Annotated in this window: 19 protein-coding genes; 10 read left to right on the top strand and 9 right to left on the bottom strand. The window is 45.2% G+C overall.

All coding sequences use genetic code 11. The features are described 5' to 3' along the window. Window positions 1-161: 161 nt before the first annotated feature. On the bottom strand, window positions 162-527 hold the full coding sequence (locus QUA13_RS17925) for a response regulator (protein WP_333200595.1): 366 nt from the start codon (window positions 525-527) through the stop codon (window positions 162-164). Between the two features lie 846 nt (window positions 528-1373). Between QUA13_RS17925 and QUA13_RS17920 the strand changes: the two genes are divergently transcribed. From QUA13_RS17920 to QUA13_RS17905, 4 genes are all read left to right on the top strand, one after another. Then, window positions 1374-2228: a phosphoadenylyl-sulfate reductase gene (locus QUA13_RS17920; RefSeq protein WP_333200593.1), complete on the top strand. Its 855-nt coding sequence runs from the start codon at window positions 1374-1376 to the stop codon at window positions 2226-2228. Between the two features lie 188 nt (window positions 2229-2416). Next, window positions 2417-3277 (top strand): class II fructose-bisphosphate aldolase, encoded by an 861-nt coding sequence (locus QUA13_RS17915; protein ID WP_333200591.1) that lies wholly within the window; start codon window positions 2417-2419, stop codon window positions 3275-3277. Window positions 3278-3636: 359 nt separating this feature from the next. After that, window positions 3637-5847, top strand: coding sequence for a Tex family protein (locus QUA13_RS17910; protein ID WP_333200589.1), 2211 nt, complete (start codon window positions 3637-3639; stop codon window positions 5845-5847). A 159-nt stretch (window positions 5848-6006) separates the two neighbouring features. Beyond that, a complete protein-coding gene (locus QUA13_RS17905; RefSeq protein WP_333200603.1) occupies window positions 6007-6282 on the top strand; it encodes a Uma2 family endonuclease in 276 nt (91 codons plus the stop codon). On the opposite strand, the gene QUA13_RS17900 is transcribed toward QUA13_RS17905, so the two are convergent. Continuing rightward, a complete protein-coding gene (locus QUA13_RS17900) occupies window positions 6243-7289 on the bottom strand; it encodes an NAD(P)-dependent alcohol dehydrogenase (protein WP_333200587.1) in 1047 nt (348 codons plus the stop codon). The genes QUA13_RS17905 and QUA13_RS17900 overlap by 40 nt on opposite strands. A gap of 377 nt (window positions 7290-7666) precedes the next feature. Beyond that, entirely contained in the window at window positions 7667-8746 is a 1080-nt protein-coding gene (locus tag QUA13_RS17895) for a PIN/TRAM domain-containing protein (protein WP_333200585.1), read from the bottom strand. Window positions 8747-9121: 375 nt separating this feature from the next. Here QUA13_RS17895 and hemW point away from each other — a divergent pair, with 375 nt between their 5' ends. The 3 genes from hemW to QUA13_RS17880 all read left to right on the top strand — a co-directional run bounded on the left by hemW (window position 9122) and on the right by QUA13_RS17880 (window position 11355). Beyond that, a complete protein-coding gene (hemW, locus tag QUA13_RS17890) occupies window positions 9122-10492 on the top strand; it encodes a radical SAM family heme chaperone HemW (protein WP_333200583.1) in 1371 nt (456 codons plus the stop codon). Between the two features lie 227 nt (window positions 10493-10719). Next, entirely contained in the window at window positions 10720-10980 is a 261-nt protein-coding gene (locus tag QUA13_RS17885) for a hypothetical protein (RefSeq protein WP_333191038.1), read from the top strand. Between the two features lie 102 nt (window positions 10981-11082). After that, on the top strand, window positions 11083-11355 hold the full coding sequence (locus tag QUA13_RS17880) for a DUF1830 domain-containing protein (protein WP_172188826.1): 273 nt from the start codon (window positions 11083-11085) through the stop codon (window positions 11353-11355). Between the two features lie 174 nt (window positions 11356-11529). Here the strand turns inward: QUA13_RS17880 and QUA13_RS32805 are convergent, their stop codons facing one another. Together QUA13_RS32805 and QUA13_RS17875 are read right to left on the bottom strand one after the other, a co-directional pair. Continuing rightward, a complete protein-coding gene (locus QUA13_RS32805) occupies window positions 11530-11784 on the bottom strand; it encodes a transposase (protein ID WP_445242723.1) in 255 nt (84 codons plus the stop codon). 39 nt (window positions 11785-11823) lie between these two features. Then, complete coding sequence (locus tag QUA13_RS17875) at window positions 11824-12171, bottom strand: hypothetical protein (RefSeq protein WP_333200581.1); 348 nt, start codon at window positions 12169-12171, stop codon at window positions 11824-11826. Window positions 12172-12412: 241 nt separating this feature from the next. Between QUA13_RS17875 and QUA13_RS17870 the strand changes: the two genes are divergently transcribed. Beyond that, window positions 12413-16600: an NACHT domain-containing protein gene (locus QUA13_RS17870; RefSeq protein WP_333200580.1), complete on the top strand. Its 4188-nt coding sequence runs from the start codon at window positions 12413-12415 to the stop codon at window positions 16598-16600. Window positions 16601-17099: 499 nt separating this feature from the next. Continuing rightward, the gene (locus QUA13_RS17865) at window positions 17100-18665 is read left to right on the top strand and encodes an FAD-dependent oxidoreductase (RefSeq protein ID WP_333200578.1); all 1566 of its coding nucleotides are present in this window, start codon (window positions 17100-17102) and stop codon (window positions 18663-18665) included. Between the two features lie 171 nt (window positions 18666-18836). Here QUA13_RS17865 and QUA13_RS17860 read toward each other — a convergent pair whose 3' ends face one another. Beyond that, window positions 18837-19706 carry a lipid kinase gene (locus tag QUA13_RS17860; protein WP_333200576.1) on the bottom strand — a complete coding sequence of 290 codons (870 nt, stop codon included), beginning with the start codon at window positions 19704-19706 and terminating at the stop codon, window positions 18837-18839. A 219-nt stretch (window positions 19707-19925) separates the two neighbouring features. On the opposite strand from QUA13_RS17860, the gene QUA13_RS17855 reads away from it, so the two are divergent. Further along, entirely contained in the window at window positions 19926-21224 is a 1299-nt protein-coding gene (locus tag QUA13_RS17855; protein ID WP_333200574.1) for a HEAT repeat domain-containing protein, read from the top strand. Between the two features lie 392 nt (window positions 21225-21616). On the opposite strand, the gene QUA13_RS17850 is transcribed toward QUA13_RS17855, so the two are convergent. From QUA13_RS17850 to QUA13_RS17840, 3 genes are all read right to left on the bottom strand, one after another. Beyond that, entirely contained in the window at window positions 21617-22186 is a 570-nt protein-coding gene (locus QUA13_RS17850; RefSeq protein WP_333193200.1) for a DUF3611 family protein, read from the bottom strand. 468 nt (window positions 22187-22654) lie between these two features. Next, on the bottom strand, window positions 22655-22906 hold the full coding sequence (locus tag QUA13_RS17845) for a hypothetical protein (RefSeq protein ID WP_333200572.1): 252 nt from the start codon (window positions 22904-22906) through the stop codon (window positions 22655-22657). 296 nt (window positions 22907-23202) lie between these two features. Continuing rightward, window positions 23203-26601: a PAS domain S-box protein gene (locus QUA13_RS17840; RefSeq protein ID WP_333200570.1), complete on the bottom strand. Its 3399-nt coding sequence runs from the start codon at window positions 26599-26601 to the stop codon at window positions 23203-23205. Between the last annotated feature and the right edge of the window lie 157 nt (window positions 26602-26758).

Here is a 26758-nt window from a genome sequence, read left to right as displayed (position 1 = left end):
ATAAAATGTTTCCGCTAAATAAATCGCGGATTTTGCAAATAAGCAGGTCGCTATCATTAAACATAAAACTTTTAGGGGTTTCAAAAACCCAGTTTATTAAAAAAAACGGGATTTGTCGGTATAATGTTTTTTGAGAAGCTGCCGATCGCTTGATATTTTGTTTACGCGGAAAGCAGGCGCTGCACGATGTTGACGAGTTGCTGAGGTTCAAAGGGTTTGCTGACGTAAGCGTCGGCGCCTAAATCGGTTCCCCAAGCTTTATCGATCTCGGTGTTTTTATGAGTACAAAATACTACGGGCAAGTTTGCAGTTGCGCGATGGCCCCGCAATTCTCTGATCAATTCAAACCCGTTCATTCGCGGCATCACTACGTCTAAAACGACCAAAGAAGGACACTTTTTTTGGATCAGGGCGAGTGCCTCTTCGCCGTCGTTAGCGCGGATCACTTCCAGTCCGGCATCTTGAAGAATGCGGCAAATGATTTCTAGTTCGGTCTTTACGTCGTCTACTACTAAAACTTTTGACATGATTCCACACTTCCTTGCTGTTATTGACAGCAGACTATGTTTATTCAGAAGCTGGCGCGGCGGCGGTGAGACTATTCCGCTTTGCGAACAAATTAATGTACTTCTAAAGACAATATAGCCGATCGCATGGCTGAAGGTTGGCTGTCAGCGATAAAAAGCGATAAAAATTTACTTCGCTCACGGAATCACCCTGAATAAATTAATCTGTAAGTAGTAATTGGTAATTGGCTTTGTTGAAACCAACAGCTATTATTATAACGAGCGATATGGATATAAAAATCTGATTTTCTAGGATTGGATTTTAGCTTTTTTCCGACCGATATAATTGTAATTGCTCGCGATGAGCTAAACAACCTCCAAGCTTGCGATTGCTTTCCTTCGGTTCGCGAAAGTTAACGCACCGCGAACAATGACCTCATCAATTAGCAATTCCCAATTCCCAAAATTTAAGCTTCGAGAATTACTCGCAAATTGCCTCGCTTTTTAGTAAGCCGACAAGCAGTTGATGAACCGGATGTATCAAATTGCCAATCGAGCCAAGTTGAGCATACTCGGAAGTTATTTATCGACAGTTTTTAAATCGATTATAATGTGGTATAATCGATAATATATCGCTATTTTTTGGTAGCAGATGATACTAGATTTAAGATCGTTTGCAGCAGTTGAAAAATACTGCACGGAGCGATCGATCTGGCTGTTGCGCTCGTAGCCCCCGAAAAGTTCGGGGGGAGGCTCTTCGGGTTGCAGCAATGTCATGTCAAATAAGCCTTGAGCTACTTCTAAAGTAGAGGAGTGTTGGGTTCACCAAAACTTGAAGAAGCGGGCGATCGCCATCCTCGAGCTTGATTGTGGGTCCAGCCGAAAAGACTGCTGCAAAATGCAGTCAAATTCATCGGTGATAGAGAGACGGCGATCGGCTATAATAAAGGTTTAGAGGAAAAGAACACCGATCACCCGAAAATAATGGTTGCCATCCAGAACAATCTCAACATTGCCGCCCTAGAAGCAGAATACAGTCAAAAAACACCGCGAGAAATTCTCAAATTTGCCCTAGAAAACTTTGAAAATATCTCAATTTCTTTCAGCGGTGCCGAGGACGTAGTTCTGATCGATCTAGCCTCAAAAATTACCAAAAATTTCCGCGTTTTTACCCTAGATACTGGCAGATTGCACTCAGAAACATATCAGTTTTTGGAGCAAGTCAGAAAACATTACGGCATTAAACTAGAAGTAATGTTTCCCGATGCGGCAGAAGTACAAGCCCTAGTAGATGAAAAGGGATTGTTTAGTTTTTATCAAGACGGTCACAAAGAATGCTGCGGCGTGCGGAAAGTCAAGCCGCTGCGCCGCAAACTGAATACTCTCGATGCTTGGATTACCGGTCAGCGCAAAGACCAAAGTCCCAGTACCCGCAACGGTATTCCGGTCATTGAAGTTGACACTGCATTCTCAACTCCCGATCGTGAATTAATTAAATTCAACCCCTTAGCAAACTGGTCTTCGGCAGAGGTTTGGGATTACATTCGCGCTTTGGAAGTGCCTTACAACAAGTTGCACGAACGCGGTTTTGTAAGCATTGGTTGCGAACCTTGTACGAAGCCGGTATTGCCGAACCAACACGAACGCGAAGGTCGCTGGTGGTGGGAAGAAGCGACACTAAAAGAGTGCGGTTTGCACGCTGGTAACGCACAGAAACAGTAAATGAATTAGTCGTAGGGTGTGCAACGGGCGCCAAACGGATAATAAATGCGTACCCAACAAATAGTAGGGTACGCAATCCGCACCTTACGCAAGAATTCGCAATTACAAAAAATAAAAATTAAGATGAGCTTGCAACCGAACTTTGATAGGATGATCGACATTCAGAACAGTTTTTAAGCCAGGTACTTATGCTCGCCTCAACTAGCGAATTGCTGAACACGGCCCGGAGAAACGCTTATGCGATCGGCGCTTTTAACGTCTACAACCTCGAAGGAGTAAAAGCCGTCATCGATGCCGCGGAAGCGCTGCAAAGTCCTGCTATGCTGCAACTTCACCCCAGCGCCCTCAAATACGGAAAATCGCCCTTAGTCGCGCTTTGCATGGAAGCCGCGCGCAAATCTTTAGTGCCGATCGCAGTACACTTAGATCACAGCACCTCAGAAAAAGACATTCATCTCGCCCTAGACGCCGGCATCAAATCAATTATGGCAGACGGTTCTCCTTTGCCCTACGAACAAAACTTAATATTTACGCGCGAAATGACTAAATTATCCCACGCTAACGGTGCGGTAGTTGAAGCAGAAATCGGCAGAATTAGCGGCACTGAAGACGGTTTGACAATCGAAGAAAAAGCTGCAAAAATGACAGATCCATTGGAAGCAGTAGAGTTTATCAAAGAAACTCAGGTAGATTTTTTAGCAGTAACAATTGGCAACGTTCACGGCAAATATTTCAGCGAACCAAAACTCGATTTCCCGCGTTTGGCAAAAATCCGCGCTTCTGTTCCTGTGCCGTTAGTGCTGCACGGTGCTAGCGGTTTGCCGGAATCAATGATTAATCAATCTATTAAATTAGGAGTATCTAAATTTAATGTGAATACGGAAGTTCGCGAAGCTTATATGGACGTTTTAAAAACTAGCAGTTCTTTGTCAGATCCAGATTTGTTGGAAGTAATGGAAAAGGCGATCGATGCCATGCGATCGGTCATTTCTGACAAACTGCAACTTTTCGGTTCTGCCGGTAAAGCTTATCTGCATCAATCTCCCTAGGCGGACGAATTGACCGCAAAGAGTACCAGCGACAAACCAGCGGAAACCAATCAAGTTTTTGTCAAATCTTAAAGGCTGTTTGTAGTGATGATTTCAGTCTTATTTTGAATAAAAAAACTAAAATCCTGACTGCAAACAGATTTGCAGTCATGATTTCTGTAGTCTCTATGGCAATATTGAAAAATTACGGCATTTATGCTAACATCATGTTAACACTGCTAGGACAATCGATAAAACTCTCTAAAAGTCTTATTTATCTGATTTCCTGCTCTGTATCCTCTGCAGTTCATTTCCCTCTTAATTCCCACAAATCCTAAATAATTTATTAACCGCCAGCAATTGACCCGACATTCTGCACTATGATCGACATTCCTCAACTGATTGCTCAAGAACTTTCCATTAATCTGTCTCAAGTCAATAATGCTCTAGAACTTTTCGCCGAGGGAGCAACTATTCCGTTTATTGCCCGCTACCGCAAAGAACGCACGGATTTACTGAATGAAATTCAGTTGCGGGATATCTCCGATCGCTTCACCTATTTGACTGAAATAGAAGAGCGCAAAAAGTCGATTTTAGATACGATTAGCTCTCAGGGAAAACTCACTGAAGAACTGCAAGCTAAAATCGAATCGTGTTTGCAAAAAAACGAACTAGAAGACCTTTATCTGCCTTACAAGCCCAAGAGGCGGACGCGAGCGACAATTGCTAGAGAAAAAGGTTTGGAACCGCTGGCAGAATTTATCAAGTCTCTGAACTTACCGACGGCTAAACCAGCAGACTTTGAGGCGGAAGCAGCTAAATACATTTCGGAAGAAAAGGGAGTTAAAACAGCAGAAGAAGCTCTCAAAGGTGCTGCGGATATTTTGGCAGAGGCGGTTTCGGAAAAAGCAGAATTGCGGGCTTATTTACGAGAGTTTTTAATGAAAACCGGAGTCTTTGTCTCGAAAATTAAAGAGGATTTTCCGGAAGGAACCACTAAATTTGAAATGTACCGCAATTACCAAGTTGCAGCGAGAAGCGTTCAGTCGCACAATATGTTAGCGCTGTTTCGGGGGGAAACGGAAGGAGTCTTAGATTTGGAACTGGCGTTTGATGAATCCGCAGTGATGGCTTATTTGGAAGCTCAGGAAATTAGAACTAGGATACCGGAAGTTAAAGAGTTTTATCGATCGACTTTGAAGGATGCCTTCAACCGACTGATGAAGACTTCGTTAATTACAGAAGTGCGATCGCACAACAAAGCCGCCGCTGATATCGAGTCGATCGCCACTTTTGAAACCAACCTCCGCGAGTTGCTGCTGTCGGCGCCGGCTGGAATGAAACCGACACTGGCGATCGATCCGGGATTTCGCACGGGCTGCAAAGTTTCCGCCCTCGATGAAACCGGGCAATTTTTAGAATATCAAGCAATTTTTCCCCACCAAGCGGCCGCTCAGCGACAGCAAGCTGGTAAAATTGTCAAGCATTTAATTGAAAAATATAAAATTGAATTAATCGCGATCGGCAACGGTACAGCTTCCCGAGAAACAGACGAATTTGTTTCGGAAGTTTTGGCAGAAATGGACAGGAAACCGATTAAAGTCATGGTGAATGAATCCGGTGCATCGATTTATTCCGCAAGCGAAGTGGCGATCGCCGAATTTCCCGACCTCGACATCACCGTCCGCGGCGCAGTCAGCATCGGACGGCGCTTGCAAGACCCCCTCGCCGAACTCGTGAAAATCGACCCGAAATCAATAGGAGTCGGCCAATACCAGCACGACGTTGACCAAAAACTGCTCAAGAAGAAACTAGACGAAACTGTCGAAAGCTGCGTTAATTATGTCGGAGTTGACTTAAACACAGCCTCCAAAGAACTGCTAACATTTGTGTCAGGAATGACGGCAACAGTTGCCAAAAATATCGTCAATTACCGCAACGAAAACGGCGCCTTTAAAAATCGCCGCCAACTCCTGAAAGTTCCGAAACTCGGGCCAAAAGCTTTTGAACAAGCAGCCGGGTTTCTCCGCATTCGCGGTGGCGAAAACCCCCTGGACAATACAGCAGTTCATCCGGAAAGTTATCCTGTAGTGCAGGCGATCGCCAAAGATTTAGACTTGCCGCTGACAGGAATAACACAAATATCGGAAAAAATCAAGACTGTAAACATCAAGAAATATGTCACAGAGAAAGTCGGAGAACCAACACTCCGAGACATTATTTCCGAACTAGAAAAACCGGGAAGAGACCCGCGCGCCGAGTTTAAATATGCCACTTTCCAAGCAGGAATCAAAGAAATCTCCGATTTGCAAGTTGGCATGGAATTAGAAGGCATAATCACGAATGTAGCTAACTTTGGAGCTTTTGTTGATGTAGGAGTGCACCAAGATGGTTTGGTTCACATTTCTCAATTAGCCGATCGATTCGTAGATGACCCCAAACAGATTGTTAAAGTCGGACAAGTTGTGAAAGTACGGGTTTTGGAGGTGAATGAGAAGTTAAAGCGGGTTAGTTTGACAATGAAGCTGCAAGAAAAACCGCAACCGCAAAATGGCAATAGCGCGAGGCTTCCGGCCCCGCGCCGTCGTTGAAACTTTGGGGGAAAGCTGAAAAAGGGCGATGGCGTCCCGCCCCGCAAGCTACGACTATAATTGTTTAATCCTCACCAACCTAAAATTTAGATGACTGCAAGTAAAAGCTACACCTCTATCTCCCCCGAAGACTATTTATAAACCGAGAAAGTCTGCCCCATAAAACACGAGTACAGGCAAGGTGAAATCTATGCAATGGCAGGGACAAGCAAACCTCATGCCATTATCACGGGGAACGTATCTGTACTTTTGAGGAACTATCTTCGGGGAAGTGGTTGTATGCCTTACATGGCAGATATGAAAGTTATGCTCGATACACCTAATTTTTTTTACTATCCCGATGTAGCGGTGATTTGTGATGAACGAGACAAAAATGCTGCCGTTCAATCATGGATTTATGGGTTGATGGCAACTTTTATGACACCATCTCGTTGATTGCCGAATAATTCATACGCTTCTTTTATTTGATCTAGCTTAAACCTGTGTGTGATCATAGGTCTCAGGTCGGCACGAGTGGACTGTATGACATTTATCAGCCGCCGCATACGTTCTTTTCCACCGGGGCACAGGGTGGTAACAATTTTCTTATCTCCAATACCGGCGGCAAAGGCATCTACAGGAATGGAAAGTTTTCCAGAATAGACTCCTAGACTCGATACAATTCCGCCTGGTTTAACTACACGCAAACAGGCTTCAAAGGTTTCCTGAATACCGAGTGCTTCAATCGCTACATCTACACCTCGACCATCAGTCAAATCCAGGATCGCTTCGACTGGATTGCACTTTTTATAGTTTAAAACAATGTCGGAGCCAAGCATTTGGGACATTTCCAGGCGTGCTGGATTGCTGCTGACGGCAATGATTTTGGAAGCACCTCTGAGTCTGGCACCGACAGTGGCGCTCATACCAATTGGTCCTTGGGCAAATATGGCGACTGTATCACCAATCTTGATATTTCCGCTTTCGGCACCACTGAAACCCGTACTCATAACATCGGGACACATGAGCACCTGTTCGTCGGTTAATTCGTCAGGTATGGGAGTCAAATTTGCCATTGCGTTCGGCACTAGCATGTATTCCGCCTGAGAACCATCAATGGTATTGCCGAAGCGCCAACCACCCATTGGCTTACCGCCGCACTGCGCTTGGTAGCCGTCAAGACAGAAATTGCACTGACCACAAGGAGTTATAGCACCAACAAGAATACGCTGTCCTATTTCATAGCCGTGAACTCCTGCGCCGAGTTCTGCAATGACGCCAACTGGTTCATGTCCTAGTGTCCGTCCAGGCTGGACGGGTACTTCACCTTTGAGTATATGAACATCTGTGCCACAGATTGTCGTCGTGGTGATTTTCATCAGTGCATCAGTAGGCCCAATCTCAGGAATTGGTTTTTCTTGAATCTCGATTCGCCCTTTTTCTACAAAAACAGCGGCTTTCATCTTTCTCATAAATTTCTTACACAATTTTTAATAAGATAATACTATGGAAAATCAATAAAACGCTTTTCTTTCTGTCTCCTTGCTCCCCTATTTGTGACTGCCATTCGGCTTATATCCCTCTTTTGTCACTTTGGGGTGAAACCTTGAATCTTCATGGGCTGTATCCTCGAAAAATCGCCAATTTATCAGAGAGTGATGAAAGAGCGCTACGTCCTAACCGCCGGGGCGGTTGCTATACTTACCGATTCCCAACATTTAAGACACAAAAAAAACCACTGCCCCGACTCGTCATACCGGGCGCGGTAGAGAGTCGGGGCAGATTGGGAACAGCGATCGCAATATTTGATTCTGATTGCCCTGGCCATTGTTACTCAGTTTCAAACAATAACGGACTCTTGAGGGCGGGCGAATATCATGCGGCCGGCGCTGGTTTGCAGGGCGCTGGTAACTACGACTCGGGCTTCGCCGCCGACATAGCTGCTTCCTGCTTCTACGACAACCATTGTGCCGTCATCCAAGTAACCGATTCCCTGAGAGGGTTCTTTGCCTTCTTTGCGGATTTTTAGTTCGATCGTATCTCCCGGCAAATAAGTTGGCCGCACCGCATGAGTCAAATCGTTGATATTCAAAACCGGCAGTTTTTGGACGGTAGCTACTTTCGACAAGTTGTAATCGTTGGTGAGCAAAATGCCGTCGATATCCAAAGCGAAGCGGACTAATTTCGCATCGACTGTGGCAAGATCTTCGTAGTCAGCCGAGTGAATTTGAATCCGTTCTGGATATGTTTCTTTGATGCGGTTGAGTACATCTAAGCCGCGGCGCCCGCGCACTCGCTTTTGATCGTTGGCGGAATCAGCTACCAGTTGCAGTTCTTGGAGCACGAATTGCGGCACGATAATTTGACCTTCGAGGAAACCTGTTTCTAGCAGGTTTTCAATCCTGCCGTCAATAATGCAGCTAGTATCGACAACTTTGGCACTTGCTGGTTTGAAAGTACCTTCGGCTACCAACACAGTGTCTAAGGTTTTCGGGTTGATCAGCCGCAAGAAAGCGCGGCCGTGGGTGTCGGTCAAACTGACGCCTGTGAAGCCGAACATGAGGCTTCCCAAGACTGCGACTAGAGGTTTGATGAAGCCGAACTCGCGGGGAATTGGCAGCAGGAACAGCGGAGCCAGCATTAAGTTAGCTACTAGCAGTCCGATGATTAAGCCGATCGCCCGCGTCAGCAGCATCTCCACTGGCATATCGCGAACTTGTTTTTCCAGGCGCCGGTAGGTTGTTTGAGCCACTAATCCCAGCACGAAGCCGATTAATGCTCCAAACGAGCCTAGTACAGAACTTAAACCTTGTATATTTGTAACTTGCAGCAGCAGATTGCTCGGCAGGAGTTCGACTCCGTAATAGCCTATGCCTCCGCCTGCGATTATGAATGAGATTATTATGATTGCGTCTAGCATTAGTTCTAGGTTAATGAATTTATTCACATTATATCTTTCCAGTGCTGATACTTGTTTTTATGCTGTGGTCGGATATCGCTATATTTATTCAAGGATTTTCATAAACTTATATTTCGCGGTTGTACCCTTTGGGGGTTCAACCAGTGAGTTGCTCGGCATTTACCGCGCCCCGCCGAAAGCAGGCACGAAGTGCGAATAGAGCGCCCTGCGTGCTGTTCGGGAATTGTAGCAGATCGAAACTGGTACGAGGTTAAATTAAAAGAGCCGATCGTTCGCAGGGCTTTTTTGGTAAGAAAATGTCATAATATACATAATTATTCATGATTGTTTAATTAAAATTTTAGATTTGAAGTTGCGCTTTCGGCTTGAGATGTAATGAACCCTGCCACAGATTATTTAACATTTGAATTTAAAAAAAGTGTGCAAGCGACAAATTCCGGCATTCCCAGTTCGGCTTACCTGCACGTACCTTTTTGTCGGCGCCGCTGTTACTACTGCGATTTTCCGGTTTTTGTGGTGGGCGATCGCAAAAATGGCGAGAATTCCGGCACAATCGTGCAATACGTTGCTGTACTGTGTCAAGAAATTCAAGAAACTCCAAATTTAGGGGCATCTCTGGAAACAGTTTTTTTTGGTGGTGGCACGCCTTCGCTGCTTTCTGTCAGTCAGTTGAGCAATATTTTAGAGACTCTCGACGGCAAATTTGGGATTGCTGCTGGGGCGGAAATTTCTATAGAAATAGACCCGGGTACGTTTACTTTAGAACAGTTGCGGGGATATGCAGCGGCGGGAGTAAATCGAGTTAGTTTGGGAGTGCAAGCTTTTCAGGATGAATTGCTGCAAGTTTGTGGACGATCGCACTCTGTCGCTGATATTTTTGAAGCAGTAGAAATAGTGCGATCGGCTGGTATTGTCAATTTCAGTTTAGACCTGATTTCGGGACTGCCGCACCAAACTTTAGAACAGTGGGAAGCTTCCCTGAAATCGGCGGTGGAAATTAGCCCGACTCACCTGTCGAGTTACGACTTAATTGTTGAGCAGGGAACTGCTTTCGGGCGCTACTTTGAAGCAGGCGCGCAGCCGCTACCAGCAGATGAAACCGCTGCTCAAATGTACCGTTTAGCGCGGGAAATTCTGACCGGTGCTGGATACGAACATTACGAAATTTCTAATTACGCTCGATCGGGCTATCAGTGTCGCCACAACCGCGTTTATTGGGAAAATCGCCCTTATTACGGCTTGGGAATGGGGGCGGCGAGTTACGTGGAAGGCCGGAGGCTAACAAGGCCTCGCAAAACTCAAGAATATTATCAGTGGGTGCGATCGATGTCTCGCCTCAATTCCCCTGCTACCCCAAAACTTGGAGGGGAAACCCAGCCAGAGATGGATCGAGAAATTGAGCAAAATTTTCAACAAGTATCAGAAAATGACGTTTTGTTAGAAACGCTGATGCTAGGTTTGCGTTTAGCAGAAGGAGTTAGCCTGTCGGCGCTGACTGAAAAGTTTACGCAGCAAACGGTTGATAAAATTTGGCATTGTTTGCAACCATACTGGCGGCAAGGATGGGTGGAAATTATGACGGAGGATAAGGCGATTCACTACGGGATAGCTCCGCTTCACGCAACTTTAGGCGAGGGTGCGAAACTGCCGCTTTCGGGCAATTTGAGGTTGAGCGATCCCGAAGGTTTTTTATTTTCTAATACTATTTTAGCCGATTTGTTTAGCAAGCTAGGCGAGGATAATTAGCTCTGTCTAAGGAAGTACATCTCCAGGGAAGCCGCTCAGCAGTAAAGCGCGGTCTGCCAGTTCGGCAGGAAGAAAATTAAATTGCTCCCTAGCTTTAGAATGTCAAAAATAACCTGTTTTCTATCGATCCCTAAACAAAACTTAAAAGGCGAACTAAGCCTTGAGATAGACGCCACGACTGGAATCTGGCTGTCATACTTAAGAGACAACATTTAAAAAATACCTTAATGGAAACTCTAACTTTAGAACGCAACAACATCCACAGCAATCCCAATCAGGTAATTAGCGAGCGTGGCTTAAATCCGGCTTCTAAGTGTAATTTTTGCGGTCACTATAAACTGCAAAGAGGTTCCGTAGGTCACTGTGAATTGTTCAACGCACCTGTTCGGGGAGAATGGAAATCTTGCACTTTAGCAATGCCAGCTTTTGCAGCTTCTTGGGAAGACGTGGAATGCGCCAAAGTTTCCCCAGGGGCCTTTATTAATTAACCTAAGAAATGTTGAAAATTTTTTTTTGTCACGGGTGATATGGTATATTAAGTTTAGGCCAGTCGCCGATGGATCGCACAGTTTCACAAACAAGTTAAAAATATGAATTTGACACTGAATGAGGTAATTTCCGAACGTCATGCGCGCATTTTGTGTTGGTATCTGAATACTACCAGTCAAGTGCAAATCGCTCGGATTACAAATATTCCTAATTGGTATTTTGAGCGGACGGTGTTTCCCGGGGAACGTTTTTTGTTTGAAGCGCTGCCGGAAGCTCAGTTAGAAGTTTGCAGGAGTGCGGAGAGCGGTGCTATTGTGTGCGAAGGCATTTTGTGCGATCGGCTGCGAGTTGAAGAGTTAAGCACGGCTGATTAAAGATAATTCCCCAGACTTACCGACGAAGGGTATAAACCCGGTTTTTTTTTGAGAAACCGGGTTTCTCTGTGTGATGATAAAAAAAACTCCGTTCCCGATCGCACTCGCGACATCAGAAACCCGGTTGATTCGTATATTTCTCGTTACTTATACCAATTAACTGGGAAGTTGCACTTACTTACATATAGCCTCAAGGATATAATCCCAACCACAAAGAGAGAAAACCTCTTCGATTATCAAAGATTTGATAATTACATCCACCTTTTGTTTAAGTTGATCTAACCCAGAATAGTTTTCCCATGTTATGTCTGGTTTTACATATTCCCACAATCTCTCAATTGGATTTAACTCGGGACTATAGGTCGGCAGATATAGAGAGTATTTGACATCGGGTAATTCAGGACTTATGCAGCTTGCAAACCATAACACTACCTATGGAGATGCTGCATAAGTCCCGAAGAGAAAGGTTTAGGCCCAGAGATTAGGCTTCCATTGATTCTCGATAGCTTTAAACAAAAGTCCTTCGGGGTTCCGCACCGTTCCCCGCTGCTGATTTTCTTCAACAACCGCCATTGCATCCCGTACCACCTCAACGTTGGTAGTGAGGAGCAAGTTTTTGAGCCAGGGATTCAATTTGAATCCGGCTGCTTCTACTTCTTGCAAAATGGTATTATGGCGATCGCTTGCAGGAACTGATTGAGTCTTGGCAGAATTCGGCTCGACCTGAGCTAAGGTCATTAGACGATCCAGGCGATCGACACCGTAAGAATCAGCAAAGTCTTTAGCTACCTGTATGCAGTCAATCAGTGATGTCATATTTAAACCCTCTTGGTTCTTTAACTTACTGAACCCAGAGTAATCTCCACTTAGTACCCCAAGCCTAGAGGGGCTCAATAAAGCCTGAAAGTCCTATCAAATCTGGCTATGTAGCTTGGGAAGCGTTTGGGTCTACCCCAAACGTTTTTTGTATAAATTCCTTAGAATGGGTATATGCAGTTTGGGGTAGGCTTGGGTTAACCCAAACCAGTTCAGAAAACTTCTGTAAGTAATTAAATCTATGGGACGGACGGATAACTGGGGAGACGCGCCGCTGAAGCGGGCGAAGCATCTAATAAAGTTTCTAGTGTCTTATAACAATCACAGTCGGAACCATTTGTCCGTAGAGGCGCGAAATGAAAACAGTGTTCGCCCTGAGTTAGACGTAAGGACAACTCTGTTGGATCTGGCATGGCTGCTTTACCCTGAACGCATCAATTCAAATCGTGACCCCAAGGCAAAGGAAGAAAAACCTGAAATTCAGAGTACAATTGACTACCTCAAAGAATTAGACCTTGTGCGGGAGAACAGCCCGCCTGGTGAAAAAAGCAAGGGGATACGGACTTTCACGTTTATCCTTTGGCACGCAAGTAATGTAGAGCATAATTTGAGACAGTTGGAGTTAGCCTGGAGAAACCGCCCCAAATCAGAAAAGTCTAAAACTGACAAAACCGCATCAGTAAGCATTCCACCGAAATCTGATCTTGCTAAAAAAGAACTAGCTCCACAACTTGAGTCCACGATAAGAACTTATCTTTCTAAATCTTTTAGTGCTGATAAATTTGCTGAATTAGATCAAGCTGGCGAACCGGAAACAGGTGGAGAGCGTCGCACAGAGCTCAAACAAGTTTTTATTGACCTTGAGGTTAAAGTTTGTGAGAGGATAAACCCCCGTGATTGGAGTCTAGAAAAATTTGCACAGTCAGGGAGTAGAGTTTCTTTACTTGATCGTGATGACTTCTTGGTTGAGGGAAGTGATAATTCTTCTGCAATGAAATGTCTCCTTAAGGAGAAAGTGCTTAAAGTTGTAATTATTGGTGGCCCTGGTCAGGGCAAGTCCACTTTAGGACAGCAAATTGTTCAAGTGTATCGTGCCAAATGGCTCGGTAAATCTTATGATTTTGCGGATCAGATTAATGTTGGACGCATTCCTTTTAGAGTTGTACTGAAGTATTTTGCCCAGTGGCTGGCTAACAAACCTGATTCTGAGCCTAATTTTGATAGCCTAGAAGCTTATCTAGCTAAGGACATGGGCGATATGGCTTTGCAACCAGGGGATATATCTCCTAAAGATATCCAAGAGATTTTTCAGTGTAAAGAATGCCTCCTGATTTTAGATGGCTTGGATGAGGTTGTAGATCCTAATTTACAAGAGCGAATGCTTCAACGCATTTATAGTTTTCTCGAGTGGGCCGAAAATTTAAATGTTAACCTAAAAGTCGTAACGACTTCCCGCCCCAATATATACGAAGACCAATTTGACCCTAAAAGCTTTCTACATTTGGAATTATTACCTCTGTCATCGAAGCAGGTCAAAAAATATGCTGAAAAGTGGGTAGAGACAAGAAATTTGCGTAAAGAAGAACGAGATAGGATAATTCGTACACTAGCAGAATGTCAGCAAGATGAAAGGATATCTACCTTATTAAAAACTCCCTTACAAGTAACTATCATCTTACTGATTATCAAAAATGGTGGTCGTCCCCCAGGCGAAAGAGAATATTTATTCGATAAATATTGGGATACCATACTTAAACGAGAAAAAAGTAAGGACAAGGATATTATCAAGAGTGATGAGAATACCTTGCTAAATCTTCATGCCTACTTCGGTTATTTACTACACTGTCGTGCTTCTAATCAAAACGTTCAATCTCTTTTGTCCGAAGAAGAATTCAAGGAATCAATCTTTAAGTTTTTGCGAAAAAGAGATAGTCAATCATCGCCAAAAGATCTTAATTTAAGAGTAAAGCAGTTTATCACCGATGCCAAAGATAGACTGGTATTAATTGTTTCACCTCAACCCGGCTTATTTGGATTTGAATTGCGTTCTTTTCAAGAGTTTTTTGCTGCCGTTTACTTATTTAAGAAACCAAAACGTTTTGAAAATTTGAAGTCTATTGTTTGTTCCCAACACTGGCGCTATGTTGCTTTGTTCCTAGCTGGTCGCATTGTTCGCGAATTGGGCGATGAGGAGGCAGATGGTATTGTTAGATCTGTCTGTCGTGAAGTAGATAAACCTAGAGATGGAGAAGTTGCAAATCACTACTTACGACCTGGCTCAGGATTTGCTCTGGAAGTTGCAGCAGATGGGTCTCTCAGTAAGGAATACCGTGACCTTCAGCGTGAAGCTATTGAGTATGGTCTAGAGGTTTTGGAAACAGGGCTAACAGAGGGACAGCAGCGTAAACTAAGTTCCTTGACAGCGCAACTGTCTGAAAGTGACAAGCGCGACCTTCTCCGCCCCTCTCTAGAAGGTAAACTTAGCTCGAAGGATTTACCAGAAACCTGTTGGGAAGTTTCTTTGAATCTCTATGCTCAGCATTTTGGGTCTACACAATTCTTTCAGAATAAAATTGATGCTTTGCTTGAACTTCAACAGAAAAATTTTGTGCTTTCTGCATTAAACCTTGCGCTGCGCTATGAATCTGAGCCTTCATGGATGGTGGAGCGACTGCAAAGTCACTGGTCATACTGGAAAAAAGACATACCTTCGGTATTTTTCCGTTCACACAAATATGCTGAAAAATTGTTGAATGCTTGGGATATTTCTAAAGCTGAAGCTACAGAACTAGCTCAAACAATTTTTGATAGTCTTTGGAGATATGAGCCTTTTCATTCTACTAAGGAACTTGTATGGAATTGGCCAGAACTAAAGACACTTTCGGATCAATTAATACTAATGTTGAGGTGTCTCCGTATAATACCCTTCCTTAGGATGAAAGTACGTAGTAACCGCTTAGACATCAGGATAGATGAGGGCGATGCTGTCCTTTCATTGGCAATACGTAGGCGAACAAGAGAAAACCATCAATCATCTGTTCTCTTTGTTCCTGATGATACTGGTGGAACTGTGGAGCGTCTGTTGCAGCATTCGGACTTAATACCAGAACTTCGAGTAAGTTTGGAAACAATTTTATGGCTAATTAATAAGCCTAATCAAGCAAATGGATCTAGCTTTATTGAGAGTATCCGTTCAATTGAACAAAGCGTAGCACTTTTAATAGAATTCTTGGTCTATTCTGGCTTAAGAGAAACCTGGCCTCTTTTAGCTCTCGCTGTCGAGCGACAAAAAGTTAAAGGGCAGGATGCTGCTAATCGGTTGCTACCCTTCTTGGATGGTGAGACTCAGATATCTATTGCTGGTCAAGTAGTAGATACAATTCAAGAGTATTTTAAACAATCAGATGAGACGCAAAAACAACTATTTTTCATGGCACTACGAGAGCAAGTTGGATTAGAGGAAATCTTACCTGGATTAAAGCAGTTAGCCGAACCTATGGATCTAACTGTTGACGAGTTGGTAGGAGCATACATTCCCGTTTACGCTGACTATGGGTACCCAGGTTCTCGGCAAAATAAATATACCATTGACCAAATTAAAAAGTTACTGACTACTGCCACAGATGCCATAAAACAGGGTGATAAACCAAAGAGATCGTTGTGGTTTATCTTTGAATTTCCCTGGCCGTCTGATTTAGCTGTAATAGGACAAGCACGACAACTCTTAGAAGTAATTCTTGACAATTACTCGGAATCTTCAGAATTTTCCATTACCGAGCTAAGTGCTACTCTCTTCCTCAAGTTGTTGGTTTATGACACTCATATACAAGAAATAGCACCTCGTTTGTTTACAATTCTGCCACTTACTAAACTTTTTGAATTTAGAATACCTAGGCCTATTCGTGCTATTTCCGGTGAATCTTATCCCAAATATCTATCCGTACTGCAATCGTTAACGCAGCACCCGGAAGAAGCTGTTCGTGTAGGAAGCGCACTTCTTTTGAAAGCTCTTATAGACTCAATAAATCCCTATCCTGGTCATATAAAAAACCAATTTAAAGGGTTAAAATCTATTCGGGTAGATTCAAGTTTAGGAATGAGTTTTATTAATGACGACGACAGCAAACCTCGTCTGATAGGTATTACTCTTCTTACTTTGTCGTCAAACTATCCGGTTGAGGATGTCAATTACCGAAATCTAATCTGGGATAACTTAAAGCAACCCAAAACAGATGAAGAAGAGGCGGCTTGGAATAAATTATTACAAGAAATTGTGATGCCAGAGGAGAAATATCCTATGTGGCGTAAACTGTTAGAAGGAATTCTCGCAAAACCCTCCTTTTATAGCAGCTCAGTATTAAGTGCAGCGATGGAGCGATATCAAGAGATTGCTAAGACTGCCGATCTTACAATTCCTGAGATTGAATAGAAAATATTGGGATTGTTGTAAGGACTTATAGGACTCATTTGGGATCTAGAGTGAGCTTAGGCGATCGCCACTAATCTTTTCAGCATCAGCCTCACAAAACAAAGGTTAATTTCTATTGTAGCATGAGATAAAGTTCTTTCAAAAATTTTAACGATACTTTTACACCTTTCCATGCAAGAATTACTTCTTTCGATATTTTTTGGGTAGCAATCCAGTATAGTAACAGCATTTTTTCTTTACTAGCGGCTGTGCTAGCCCGATCGAGCCGATGCTCTAGTTGCTCAACTGTTTCCGGGCTTTCTACCTTAAGTTTGTTGGCGATCTTTGCCCTCCTCTACTTTTAGCCTGTATTTAGTGTACCTTCCTAGTGAATTGGTATAAGCCCCAAATTCGTAGAAACCGGGTTTCTCACCACCTCATGCTTAAACCCTGAAACTGTCGGAAACGTTGATCTAAGCTAAATTATAAAAAATCAGCCACTGTTTAATACTAAAACCCGATGTCCCTCACCGAACAAATCCTCTCCCAACTGCCAGCAGACGCCCTCGGAGGCCTGAGAAAAGTCGATCGACTCTGGGAAAACCTCAAACAAAACACCGCACCAGCACCCGAAGTAATCAAACACAGCCAACAACCCCTGGATACCCTGGACTTCGACATAGTTATCGGCGGCGGAACCCTAGGAATATTAATCGGTACAGCCTTAGCCGTGCGGGGTTGGCGAGTAGCCCTGCTCGAACGCGGCATCCTGCGAGGACGCGATCAAGAATGGAACATTTCTCGCAAAGAATTAGACGCATTCTTAGAACTAAATCTGCTATCTGTTGAAGAGATTGAAAAGGCCATAGCCACCGAATACAACCCAGCCCGCATCAGCTTTGCCAACACCCCAGACATTTGGGTGCGCGACGTACTAAACATCGGAATAGACCCAGTTTACCTCCTAGAAACCCTCAAGCAGCGATTCCTAGAAGCTGGAGGCAATTTATATGAAAATACACCATTTAAAACAGCCACAATTCACCCAAATGGCGTTCTTATTGAATCAGAAAATACCGCTTCAAAACCTGCTAAAAACTTATTTAAAAGCCGATTATTATTAGACGCAATGGGACATTTCTCCCCCATTGTCCGCCAAGCAAGACAAGGCAAAAAACCCGACGCCGTATGTTTAGTAGTCGGCAGTTGCGCTCAAGGATTCCCCAAAAACGACACCGGCGACATATTTGCATCCTTCACCCCAATGCAAAATCAGTGCCAATATTTTTGGGAAGCATTTCCAGCTAGAGACGGCCGCACCACCTACTTATTTACCTACATAGACGCCGACACAGAAAGATTCAGTTTAGAAACCTTATTTGAAGAGTATCTGCGGTTGCTTCCCCAATATCAAAACGTCGAACTCGAACAGTTAAAATTCCAAAGAGCACTCTACGGATTCTTCCCCTGCTATCGCCAAAGTCCTCTAAAAACGCCTTGGAATCGCATACTCCCAGTCGGAGACAGCAGCGGTAGCCAATCTCCCCTCAGCTTCGGCGGTTTCGGGGCAATGGTGCGCCACCTCAAACGCTTGACTCTAGGAATTGACGAAGCTTTGACAAGCGACAGTCTCAGCAACAATTCCCTCGCACTTTTGCAACCATATCAGCCGAATCTATCAGTTACCTGGTTGTTTCAGCGTTCGATGAGTGCTGCGATGAATCAAAGAATAGACCCCAATCAAATCAATCAACTTTTGGCTGCCGTATTTCAGGTAATGGAAGAGTTGGGAGAACCGGTACTCAAACCGTTTCTTCAGGATATCGTGCTGTTTCCGGCTTTGTCAAAAACCCTGTTTAAAACAGCAATTAGCCATCCCGGATTAGTGATAAAAATTATCCCGCAGGTTGGAATAGCTAATTTGCTCGATTGGATGGTTCATTATATAAATTTAGGTCTTTATACGGGATTGCAGCCTTTGGGGAAAGCCGTAGAACCGCAGGTGAAGAATTTAGCGCCGGAGCAGCAATACTATTTTCACCGATTAGTTGAAGCGTGGCAATACGGCGCTGGAGGCGATTATTAAGTGAACAGGCTCTCCGACCTGTTGCACAAGAAAATTACTCGTTACCAGGCTGGAGCCTGGTAACGCAGATCCGGAGGCTCTGCCTCCATTTTCGGCACCGAGGCAGAGCCTCTAGATATGGGTTCCCCGGCTCCAGCCTGGGAACCAGTTAAGTGATATATTAGTTATGAGTTATGAAGGAGCTATAACTGCTAAAGCTTGGGGAATCACTCGGAATGTTGCAGGCGTGTGAGTGGTGATTTCACCGTCTGTATTAATCGGACGGCGTTTGCTAGTATTAACCTCAAATTCTTGAGCGTGCAAGGCACGAACGTTAGGCCAACTGGTATGATTTCCTTGCCTCATAGCTGGCAGCAAAGCAATGATTTCCCACCAGTTTTTTATTTCCAAACTGTACAAATCCAGTCGCTTGTCGTCGATTGTGGCATCTTCGGCAACTGTCATGCCGCCGCCGTAATAGCGACCATTGCCAATGGCAATTTGAATAGTTTTAACATTAAAAGATTGGTCGTTTACCTTAATTTCTGCTCGGAACGGTCGCGCTGACAAAATAGTCTGCAAAGCAGTAAAAGCATACGCGAAAACTCCCCAGCGCTGCTTTACGTCTTTAGTCAGCCGCTGGCTAATTTGCACGCTCAATCCCAAACTCGCCACATTTAAAAAATGCTTGCCGTTCACCCAACCCAAGTCTATTAACCGAACTTTCTGGCTGGCAATTACTTGACAAGCTGCGGATAAATCTGTAGGAATGCCCAGAGTGCGAGCTAGGTCGTTAGCAGTTCCCATCGGCAAAATACCCAAGGGTAACTTGGTGTCTATCAAACCTTCTATGGCGGCGTTGAGAGTGCCGTCGCCACCGCCGATTATTACTAATTCGACTTGATTTTCGTAGCGCCGAATTGTGTCGGGAATTTCGCTGGCGTGGTCGGTAGATTCTACAATTAACTCAAAACCCAGTGCTTGCAATTCTACAGTGGCTTGAGATGATAACTTTTGCCCTTTTCGGGAGTGCTGGTTTACTAAAAGTAGAGCTTTCTTCATTTGTTGATTTTTAATTGGTTGAGGATTTTTAATTACAAAAAGTATAGCTTGATAGCTTAACTTTATGAAATTAATGCTTTATTTATATTTTACCGATTATGATGGATTGACAAAAATGTCAAAAAAGGGATAATTGTAGCCAAAGATTCCTAAAAAATACCTCCGGCTCTGGGCTAGCAGCAAACAATCTCGCTTCTGGATCGAAGTAAAACTAAAATTATGTCTAATTTTTTAGAACAAGGGCAAGTCGCTGCCGATCGCCAAAACTGGCCTGGGTTAGTCGAATGCTTGCAGCAAGTGACAGCCAAGGGCAGCAAGCCGCAGGAACAACACATTTTAGATCGAGCTGTCAGTTTAGCAATACAAGCCTTAGAATGGGGCGATTTTCAAGACCGTTGGGAAATTGCTAAAGTATTGCCCAATCTGGGAAATGGCGCGATCGCACCTTTAATTGCCGTGCTCGAAGACGCAGACGCAGACACAGAGCCCCGGTGGTTTGCCGCCCGCATCCTCGGAAACTTCGATCGCCCGGAAGTGATTCAAGCTTTAGTAGAATTGGTCAAAAATTCCGACGAAGAATTGAGCCAAATCGCCGCCGAAACCCTAGGGAATTTCGGCCCGACAGCCATAGAATCCCTCGCAACTCTCCTACTCCAAGAAGACTCGCGACAGTTTGCAACAGCAGCACTCGCCCAAATTCGGCGCACCGAAACCATCCCACCGCTGTTGAGCGTAGTCGGAGACTCTCAAGTTGCGGTGCGGGCCGCCGCAATCGAGGCCCTGAGCAGCTTTCGCGACTCCCGCATCCCGCCGGTACTGGTAGCAGCACTCAAAGATCCGGCGACAGCAGTCAGAAAAGAAGCCGTGCGTGCTCTCGGCGCGCGCGCCTATTTAGATGCAGAATTAGATTTAGTTAACTTGCTCAAACCTTTGCTTTCGGACATCCGATTAGAAGTTTGCAAGCTGGCGGCGATCGCGATCGGGCGAGTGAAAACCGATGCTGCTGCGGCTGCTTTATTTGAATTGCTGCGATCGCCCACAACTCCGGTTGAATTGCAAATCGAAACTGTGCGCGCCCTAAGCTGGAGCGAAACCGCAGTCGCTTTAGAATATTTGCAGCAAACCTTAATTGCCGAATTGACTAACACAAACTCTCCTATTTGTCAAGAGATTATCACTGTTTTAGGGCGAGTGGAAAAGCCGGAATTAAAAGCCAAAGCTGCTGAAATTATGCTCGATTTACTCGAAAGCAATCATCCCGCCGTGCAGTCCGCGGCAATCAAACAATCTTTAGCTTTAGGGTTAGGGCAATTAGGAGATATTAGAGCGCTAGATGTGCTGATTCAACTGTTAGCAGATGCCGATAACAGCATCAGGCTGCACTGTACGGCTGCGCTAAAGCAGCTAAATGCGATTGAGGCCAGACAGCAATTAGAAATTTTAGTTAACCAAGAGAGTCTGGAACCAAGATTAAAACAGGGAATTGCGATCGCCCTGCAAGAATGGCCGGAGAATTAAGAGCGAGAGGATTTGCGGAGGGTGATTTAGGAAGCTGAATTCCACGGATATAGCTGATCTTTCGGAATATGAGCCTAAGTCCTGTTTGGTATGGTTCAAAATCTATCTATTTCAAGGTAGATGAAATATCTTTCAATATAATTAATATAATTACATTTTTAAAATTTAAAAACGGTGGAGCGGGCCGATTACCATTAGCAGGAGCGATCGCTACCAATTCCAGATTAGATGTTCATCCAAATAGCCAATTTGTTTAGCTTGTAGCTGCACAGTCTTCGCTCTCTTTCGCCAAGATTGTGCAAAACTACAAACCTTAGTTAAATGTGCCAGCCCTTGTCAGTCCTAACAACATAGGAGCTGTGTTGGCCTTTAGCGATCGCTAATGCTGCCAATTACTCTTCTACCCAATTGAGCAACCCAAGAGAAGTAACAGCTCCAAAAAAGTGAGCGCCAATCAGATTGACGTTTGCCATAGTCACAAAAATATCTAGGGAACGAATCACATTTTCTGGCGCATAAGCTGCCATCGCTTGCGGTTGACTGAGAGTTTTCGCTAGGACTACAGCAACTGTTTCTTCTGAAGCGACAAACGCGATTAATACCCCCACCAAACTAGAAATTAATCCTATCCGTAAGGTGTGAGTAATATGTTCTTTGCTGGGATATACCTCGGAATTTTCCGCGTGCAAAAGTCTGCCTAAAAGCCTGTAGCGAAAATCCCAATAAATTCTAAAGCACAGCAATAAAAGACCAAGTATCGCTAAAAATACCCCGAAACCAATACCTGCATTATTATTGGTTTGTTCGCTCATGTTGCGACCCAACATCGCAAATAATAAAACAATGCCGGAAACAGCACCCAAGAATAACTGTATCCAGAAGCTAAATCGACTGAACAAGCGAAAAGTTGCGACGAATTCGCTTTGGGTCAGCGGTTGGGACAAGGATTCTGGTTGATTCATTATATACACCTTATTGCTGAATTGATCGTCAAAATAAACGAGGTAAGAAAGAGGTTCTGCTTGTCTTCCTATCGCAAGCGATCGCCTTGTGGTTAGCTATGAGACTTATCCAGAAAACTCAGTTCAGCACAGGCAGGATGCCGGATGTTTGGGAACTGATTTGAGCAATCTCCGGTAAATAAAAGGTTGAACTCAACACAGCAACTGCCGTTGTGGTTGATTTAATTTTCCTAAAATCCTCCCGGTTCTGAACCATCAACTTCTTGCAACAATTGCAACAATGGGAATTGAAAATCTTAGAATTTGAGTTAGGTAAAAGGTCTATTTGCCCTTTTCAACATTATTTCAATATCTGCCTTCTATTTTAATTTAATCTAACTCGCCCAACCTTGTCATCTGTCTAATGCCATAAAAAAATATCCACCTGATGGAAGATGATTGAGGAAAAACTTATGATAATGCTTTCAGTTAAGTGCGATCGCTCGAACCATTGGCGATAGATGCTTGATTCCCAACTGCCGCACTGGAGCGCATCCATTCTTGCAACGTCCAGAAGCTAGTTAGGGCTGCTATTGCAGCTCCCAAACTATCGATAATCAAATCAATAATCGTATCATTCAGGCTCTCAATTACTTCGGTTGAGAGAACAATACCAGCCGTCCATTCGGCAACTTCCCACAAAGCACCAATCGCAATACCCAAATTGGTTATTGTTAGCAAATACAGCATTTAATCGTGGCGAAAAATAGTCAGCATTGAACTGTATGCTAAAAAAATCCATGCTAAATTCACTGCAAAAGTCGTGAAAGCATGAACAATTTCATCATCCTGACTAAGAGCAGCTATTATCGAGCGAATATGCTTTCATTAGCTGTGACTACCCAGTGATATCTCATTGTTATTAATTGTACTGCATAATAGCGGAAACCGCTGTTATTTTAGGGTGCGCCATAAGCACCTTACGCAGAACTTAAATATTGAATTTTGAACTCAATAACTTATTAAAAATCCAAACTTTACCTCTGCTCAATTGGCAGCCGCACTCCGAAAGTCGAGCCGAGTCCTTCCCCAGGACTTTCGGCCCAGACACTGCCGCCGTGGAGTTCCACGAGATGGCGGACGATCGCCAATCCCAGTCCCAGCCCGCCGTAATTGCGCGTAGAAGTGCTGTCAGCTTGGCGGAAGCGATCGAACACAAACGGCAAAAACTCCTTGCTAATGCCAATTCCCGTATCGCTGACAACGATCGAAACAGAGTGAACCGGAGACGGCCCAGACAACATAGCGCCACCCCCTGCTCCCGGTTCCCCATCCTGCGAGAGCCTTATTTCCACGCGACCCGACGGCGGCGTAAACTTAATCGCATTCGAGAGCAAATTAGACACCACCTGCTGCAAACGAGTAGCATCGCCCCTCACCAAGCCCACCACCCCTTCGCCGCAAAAACTCGCCAATTCAATTCCCCGAGCTTCAGCATCAGGGCTGAGCGCCTTCACGGCCGTTTCTACAATCCGCACCAAATCCACCGGGAACAGCTTCAAACACACTTTGCCGCTCACAATCCGGGAAACGTCCAGCAAATCCTCAATCATCTGAGTCTGCAACCGCGCGTTTCGCTCAATAGTCTCCAAACCTACAGCCGTTTTTTCGGCACTCATCTGGCGCTGCCGCAGCATTTGGGCCCAGCCCAAAATCGCGTTCAGAGGCGTCCGCAACTCGTGAGAAAGCGTTCCCAAAAACTGGTCTTTAATCCGGTTGGCCTCCGCTGCTTCCCGGTAAAGCCGCGCATTGTCGATCGCCACCGCCGCATCCCGCGCCAAATCCTCCAGCAACAGCAAATCCCCCTCCCCGCAGCGGCGGCCGGACTCGCCGCACAGCAGCGAAATCGCTCCCAGCGTCCGCCCGCGAGCGATCAGCGGCACGCAGATTGCCGACAGCGCCTGCGATCGCAGCACGGACAGCAGTTCCCTGTCCGGCACAATCGCCTCGATCACCCATTCCGGTATTTCTGCGTAGAGCTTCGACTCCCCAGTCCGCAGCACCTTTGCTACTCCGTGCCGTCCCTGGGGGTCTAGCGGCAAGCGCCGGTCGATTTGCCACAGCATAGCGACTTTGCTCGGATCAGAGTGAGCAACTGCGTGCAAGCGGATCGAGCCGTCGGCCTCGACCAAATGCACGCAGCACCAATCCCCCAGCGCCGGTACTGTTAAATCTGCCAAACCTTGCAGCGCCTCCTCGTAATCCAGGGAAGCCGACGACAGTAAAGCCAAAGCTCTAGCGCGAAAATAGGCTGTTTGGGCCGATCGCTGGCGATCGTCAATATCCGTACAAGTCCCGAACCATTTGAGAATTTTCCCCTCAGCGTCCCGCACGGGCAATGCCCTGCCCAGATGCCAGCGGTAAGCCCCGTCAGATGCCCGTTTAAAGCGGTATTCCACCTCGTAAGTCATCCCCGTCTGTACGGAGCTATTCCAGCGTTCTACAGAATCTTCCGCGTCATCTGGATGCAGGGTTAGCTGCCACCCCCAGCCTTGAGTTTCCTCCAGCGTCAAGCCAGTATATTCAAACCAGCGCTGGTTGTAGTAGTCCACCCAGCCGTCGGGTCTGGCAGTCCAAACGATTTGCGGGATGGCTTCAGCGAGGACGCGGTAAAGCAGTTCGCTGGCTTCGGCTTCGCGGCGGGCGGCCTTTTCCCGCGCCAAAGCTAGATTCCGCTGTTCTTCGGCCTGTTTGCGATCGCTGATGTCGCTAATCACGCCGATCCATTTGTAGGGATTGCCTTGTTTGTCAAGCACTGCTTTGCCCCGATCGATCCAGTGGAGCACGCCGCCCCTCTGGGACTGAACGCGGTATTCCTGAAAAAATGGGGCGGCAGAACTGTCTGGCGCACTCAAATACCGATCGACCGCCGCCAGGACTCGATCGCGGTCGATCGGGTGCAAGATATTATTCCAAGCTGCTCTTGTCCTCGGAAATCCGCCTTTTTCGTACTCCAAATGTTTGTCTACGTGACCGAACCACAGCACGATGCCGGTCTCGATATCCCATTCGTAAATCAAATCGCTGGCACTTTCTGCAGCAATCCGAAACCGCTCTTCAGACTGTCGCAGCACTTCCAGAAAATTAAAGCGTTCCGTCACATCCAAAACCAGAGACAGCACCGATATTAACTGTCCAGAATCGCTGTAAAAAGCCGAATTGTACCACTCGCAATGCACCAACGAACCACCCTTATTATAATTGCTGTTGCGAACAATATTGCAGCGACGGTCGGAGCTTTTTAAACTATAAATTTCTGATTGAACCTTTTCAAAATCACCCTGAGGAATAAATTTCCATTCGCTAAAATGCTTGCCTAAAACTTCTGTTTCCTTCCACCCAAAAATCTTCTGGGCCGCCGGCGACCAGCCGCTGATCCGAAAGTTTTCATCCCACTCAATCACCGCTAGAGGAGTATTTTCAAAATGAGAAGTGAGTTTTTGCAGCGCGTTGCGCAGGGAGGCTTCTACTTGCTTGCGCCCAGTAATATCGCTAAAAGAAATAGCAATGCCGTCGCCCAATTTAACAGTCATCATCCGAAACCAGCCGACAATTCCTTCGCTGTTGTAATAAATCTCGGTATCCAGGGTAATTCCTGTTTCTACAACTTGCACGAAACGATCGAACAAACCGCTATCTTTATGACCGGGCCGCACTTCTAGCAATCGCTTGCCGATTAATTCTTCAGCGGTACTCTGCTGAATTTTTGCCGCTGCGGGATTGACGTATTCCCATTCAAAATCCACAATTGTCGATTCGTCGCGAATGCTGCGAAACACGTTAAATCCGTCTAGAGATAATTCCTGAAAAACGCGGAAGCGTTCTTCGCTTTCTTGCAGCTTGCCTAAAGCGTCAAGCAGGAGTTCCTCGACTCGCTCGCGCTGCGTTATTTCTGCGAGCAATTGCTGGTTAATTTGCTGGAGTTCGGTTGTGGGGAATGCGACGGAATTTTTAATGGCAGAGTCGGCTTGCCGTCGATCGACCTTTTCAGTTCCCAGCACCGTATTTCCTGCTAAAGAGACCGCCCCAACCAAAGCCAACACTTGAGAAACCGAGGGTATCAGGGACGCTACAGCCCACAGAGAGATGATAGCGGTAACGGCCGCGATCGAACTTGACAGCCAGTAGCTGGGATGCACCAGCATCCAAACTTGCATCAAGTGAGTTGTCCCGCCGCAGAAAAACCAGGCTCCCAATAGGAGTAACCCCTTGCTCAAAGGCACGTCCCGCTGCTTCCGGGCAAAGTATGTCAGAATTGCTGGAATTGAATAATAAGCCAAGGCAATTAATAAATCGCTGACCGCGTGCAGTCCCATCAACTGGGGTTGCCACTGGCAACATCCACCTTGCGGAATAAAATTGTGGTTAAATGACATAATCTTAAGAAATTGCAGTATTTCTGCTTTCCTGTGCGATCGATCCTACTTGCACTTGTGTTGCTGACCCGCTAATTCCTAGTTTATACAAAAAAAAACAGAAAACAACAGTGGCTTTAGTCCGGGGATCAAAGTTCACGGCTGGTTTTAACCGACC

Origin of the sequence: Microcoleus sp. S28C3 (assembly GCF_036700785.1) — a bacterium.
GTDB lineage: Bacteria > Cyanobacteriota > Cyanobacteriia > Cyanobacteriales > Microcoleaceae > Microcoleus > Microcoleus asticus.
This window is presented reverse-complemented; position numbering and strand designations above follow the sequence as displayed.

What these genes read in the sequence shown, in the direction of transcription:
- QUA13_RS17885 (WP_333191038.1), top strand. Translation starts at nt 10,720, where the DNA reads ATGGAAACTCTAACTTTAGAACGCAACAACATCCACAGCAATCCCAAT.
- QUA13_RS17870 (WP_333200580.1), top strand. Translation starts at nt 12,413, where the DNA reads ATGGGACGGACGGATAACTGGGGAGACGCGCCGCTGAAGCGGGCGAAG.
- QUA13_RS17865 (WP_333200578.1), top strand. Translation starts at nt 17,100, where the DNA reads ATGTCCCTCACCGAACAAATCCTCTCCCAACTGCCAGCAGACGCCCTC.
- QUA13_RS17850 (WP_333193200.1), bottom strand. Translation starts at nt 22,186, where the DNA reads ATGAATCAACCAGAATCCTTGTCCCAACCGCTGACCCAAAGCGAATTC.
- QUA13_RS17875 (WP_333200581.1), bottom strand. Translation starts at nt 12,171, where the DNA reads ATGACATCACTGATTGACTGCATACAGGTAGCTAAAGACTTTGCTGAT.
- QUA13_RS17840 (WP_333200570.1), bottom strand. Translation starts at nt 26,601, where the DNA reads ATGTCATTTAACCACAATTTTATTCCGCAAGGTGGATGTTGCCAGTGG.
- hemW (WP_333200583.1), top strand. Translation starts at nt 9,122, where the DNA reads ATGAACCCTGCCACAGATTATTTAACATTTGAATTTAAAAAAAGTGTG.
- QUA13_RS17880 (WP_172188826.1), top strand. Translation starts at nt 11,083, where the DNA reads ATGAATTTGACACTGAATGAGGTAATTTCCGAACGTCATGCGCGCATT.
- QUA13_RS17855 (WP_333200574.1), top strand. Translation starts at nt 19,926, where the DNA reads ATGTCTAATTTTTTAGAACAAGGGCAAGTCGCTGCCGATCGCCAAAAC.
- QUA13_RS17860 (WP_333200576.1), bottom strand. Translation starts at nt 19,706, where the DNA reads ATGAAGAAAGCTCTACTTTTAGTAAACCAGCACTCCCGAAAAGGGCAA.
- QUA13_RS17900 (WP_333200587.1), bottom strand. Translation starts at nt 7,289, where the DNA reads ATGAAAGCCGCTGTTTTTGTAGAAAAAGGGCGAATCGAGATTCAAGAA.
- QUA13_RS17910 (WP_333200589.1), top strand. Translation starts at nt 3,637, where the DNA reads ATGATCGACATTCCTCAACTGATTGCTCAAGAACTTTCCATTAATCTG.
- QUA13_RS17895 (WP_333200585.1), bottom strand. Translation starts at nt 8,746, where the DNA reads ATGCTAGACGCAATCATAATAATCTCATTCATAATCGCAGGCGGAGGC.
- QUA13_RS17925 (WP_333200595.1), bottom strand. Translation starts at nt 527, where the DNA reads ATGTCAAAAGTTTTAGTAGTAGACGACGTAAAGACCGAACTAGAAATC.
- QUA13_RS17915 (WP_333200591.1), top strand. Translation starts at nt 2,417, where the DNA reads ATGCTCGCCTCAACTAGCGAATTGCTGAACACGGCCCGGAGAAACGCT.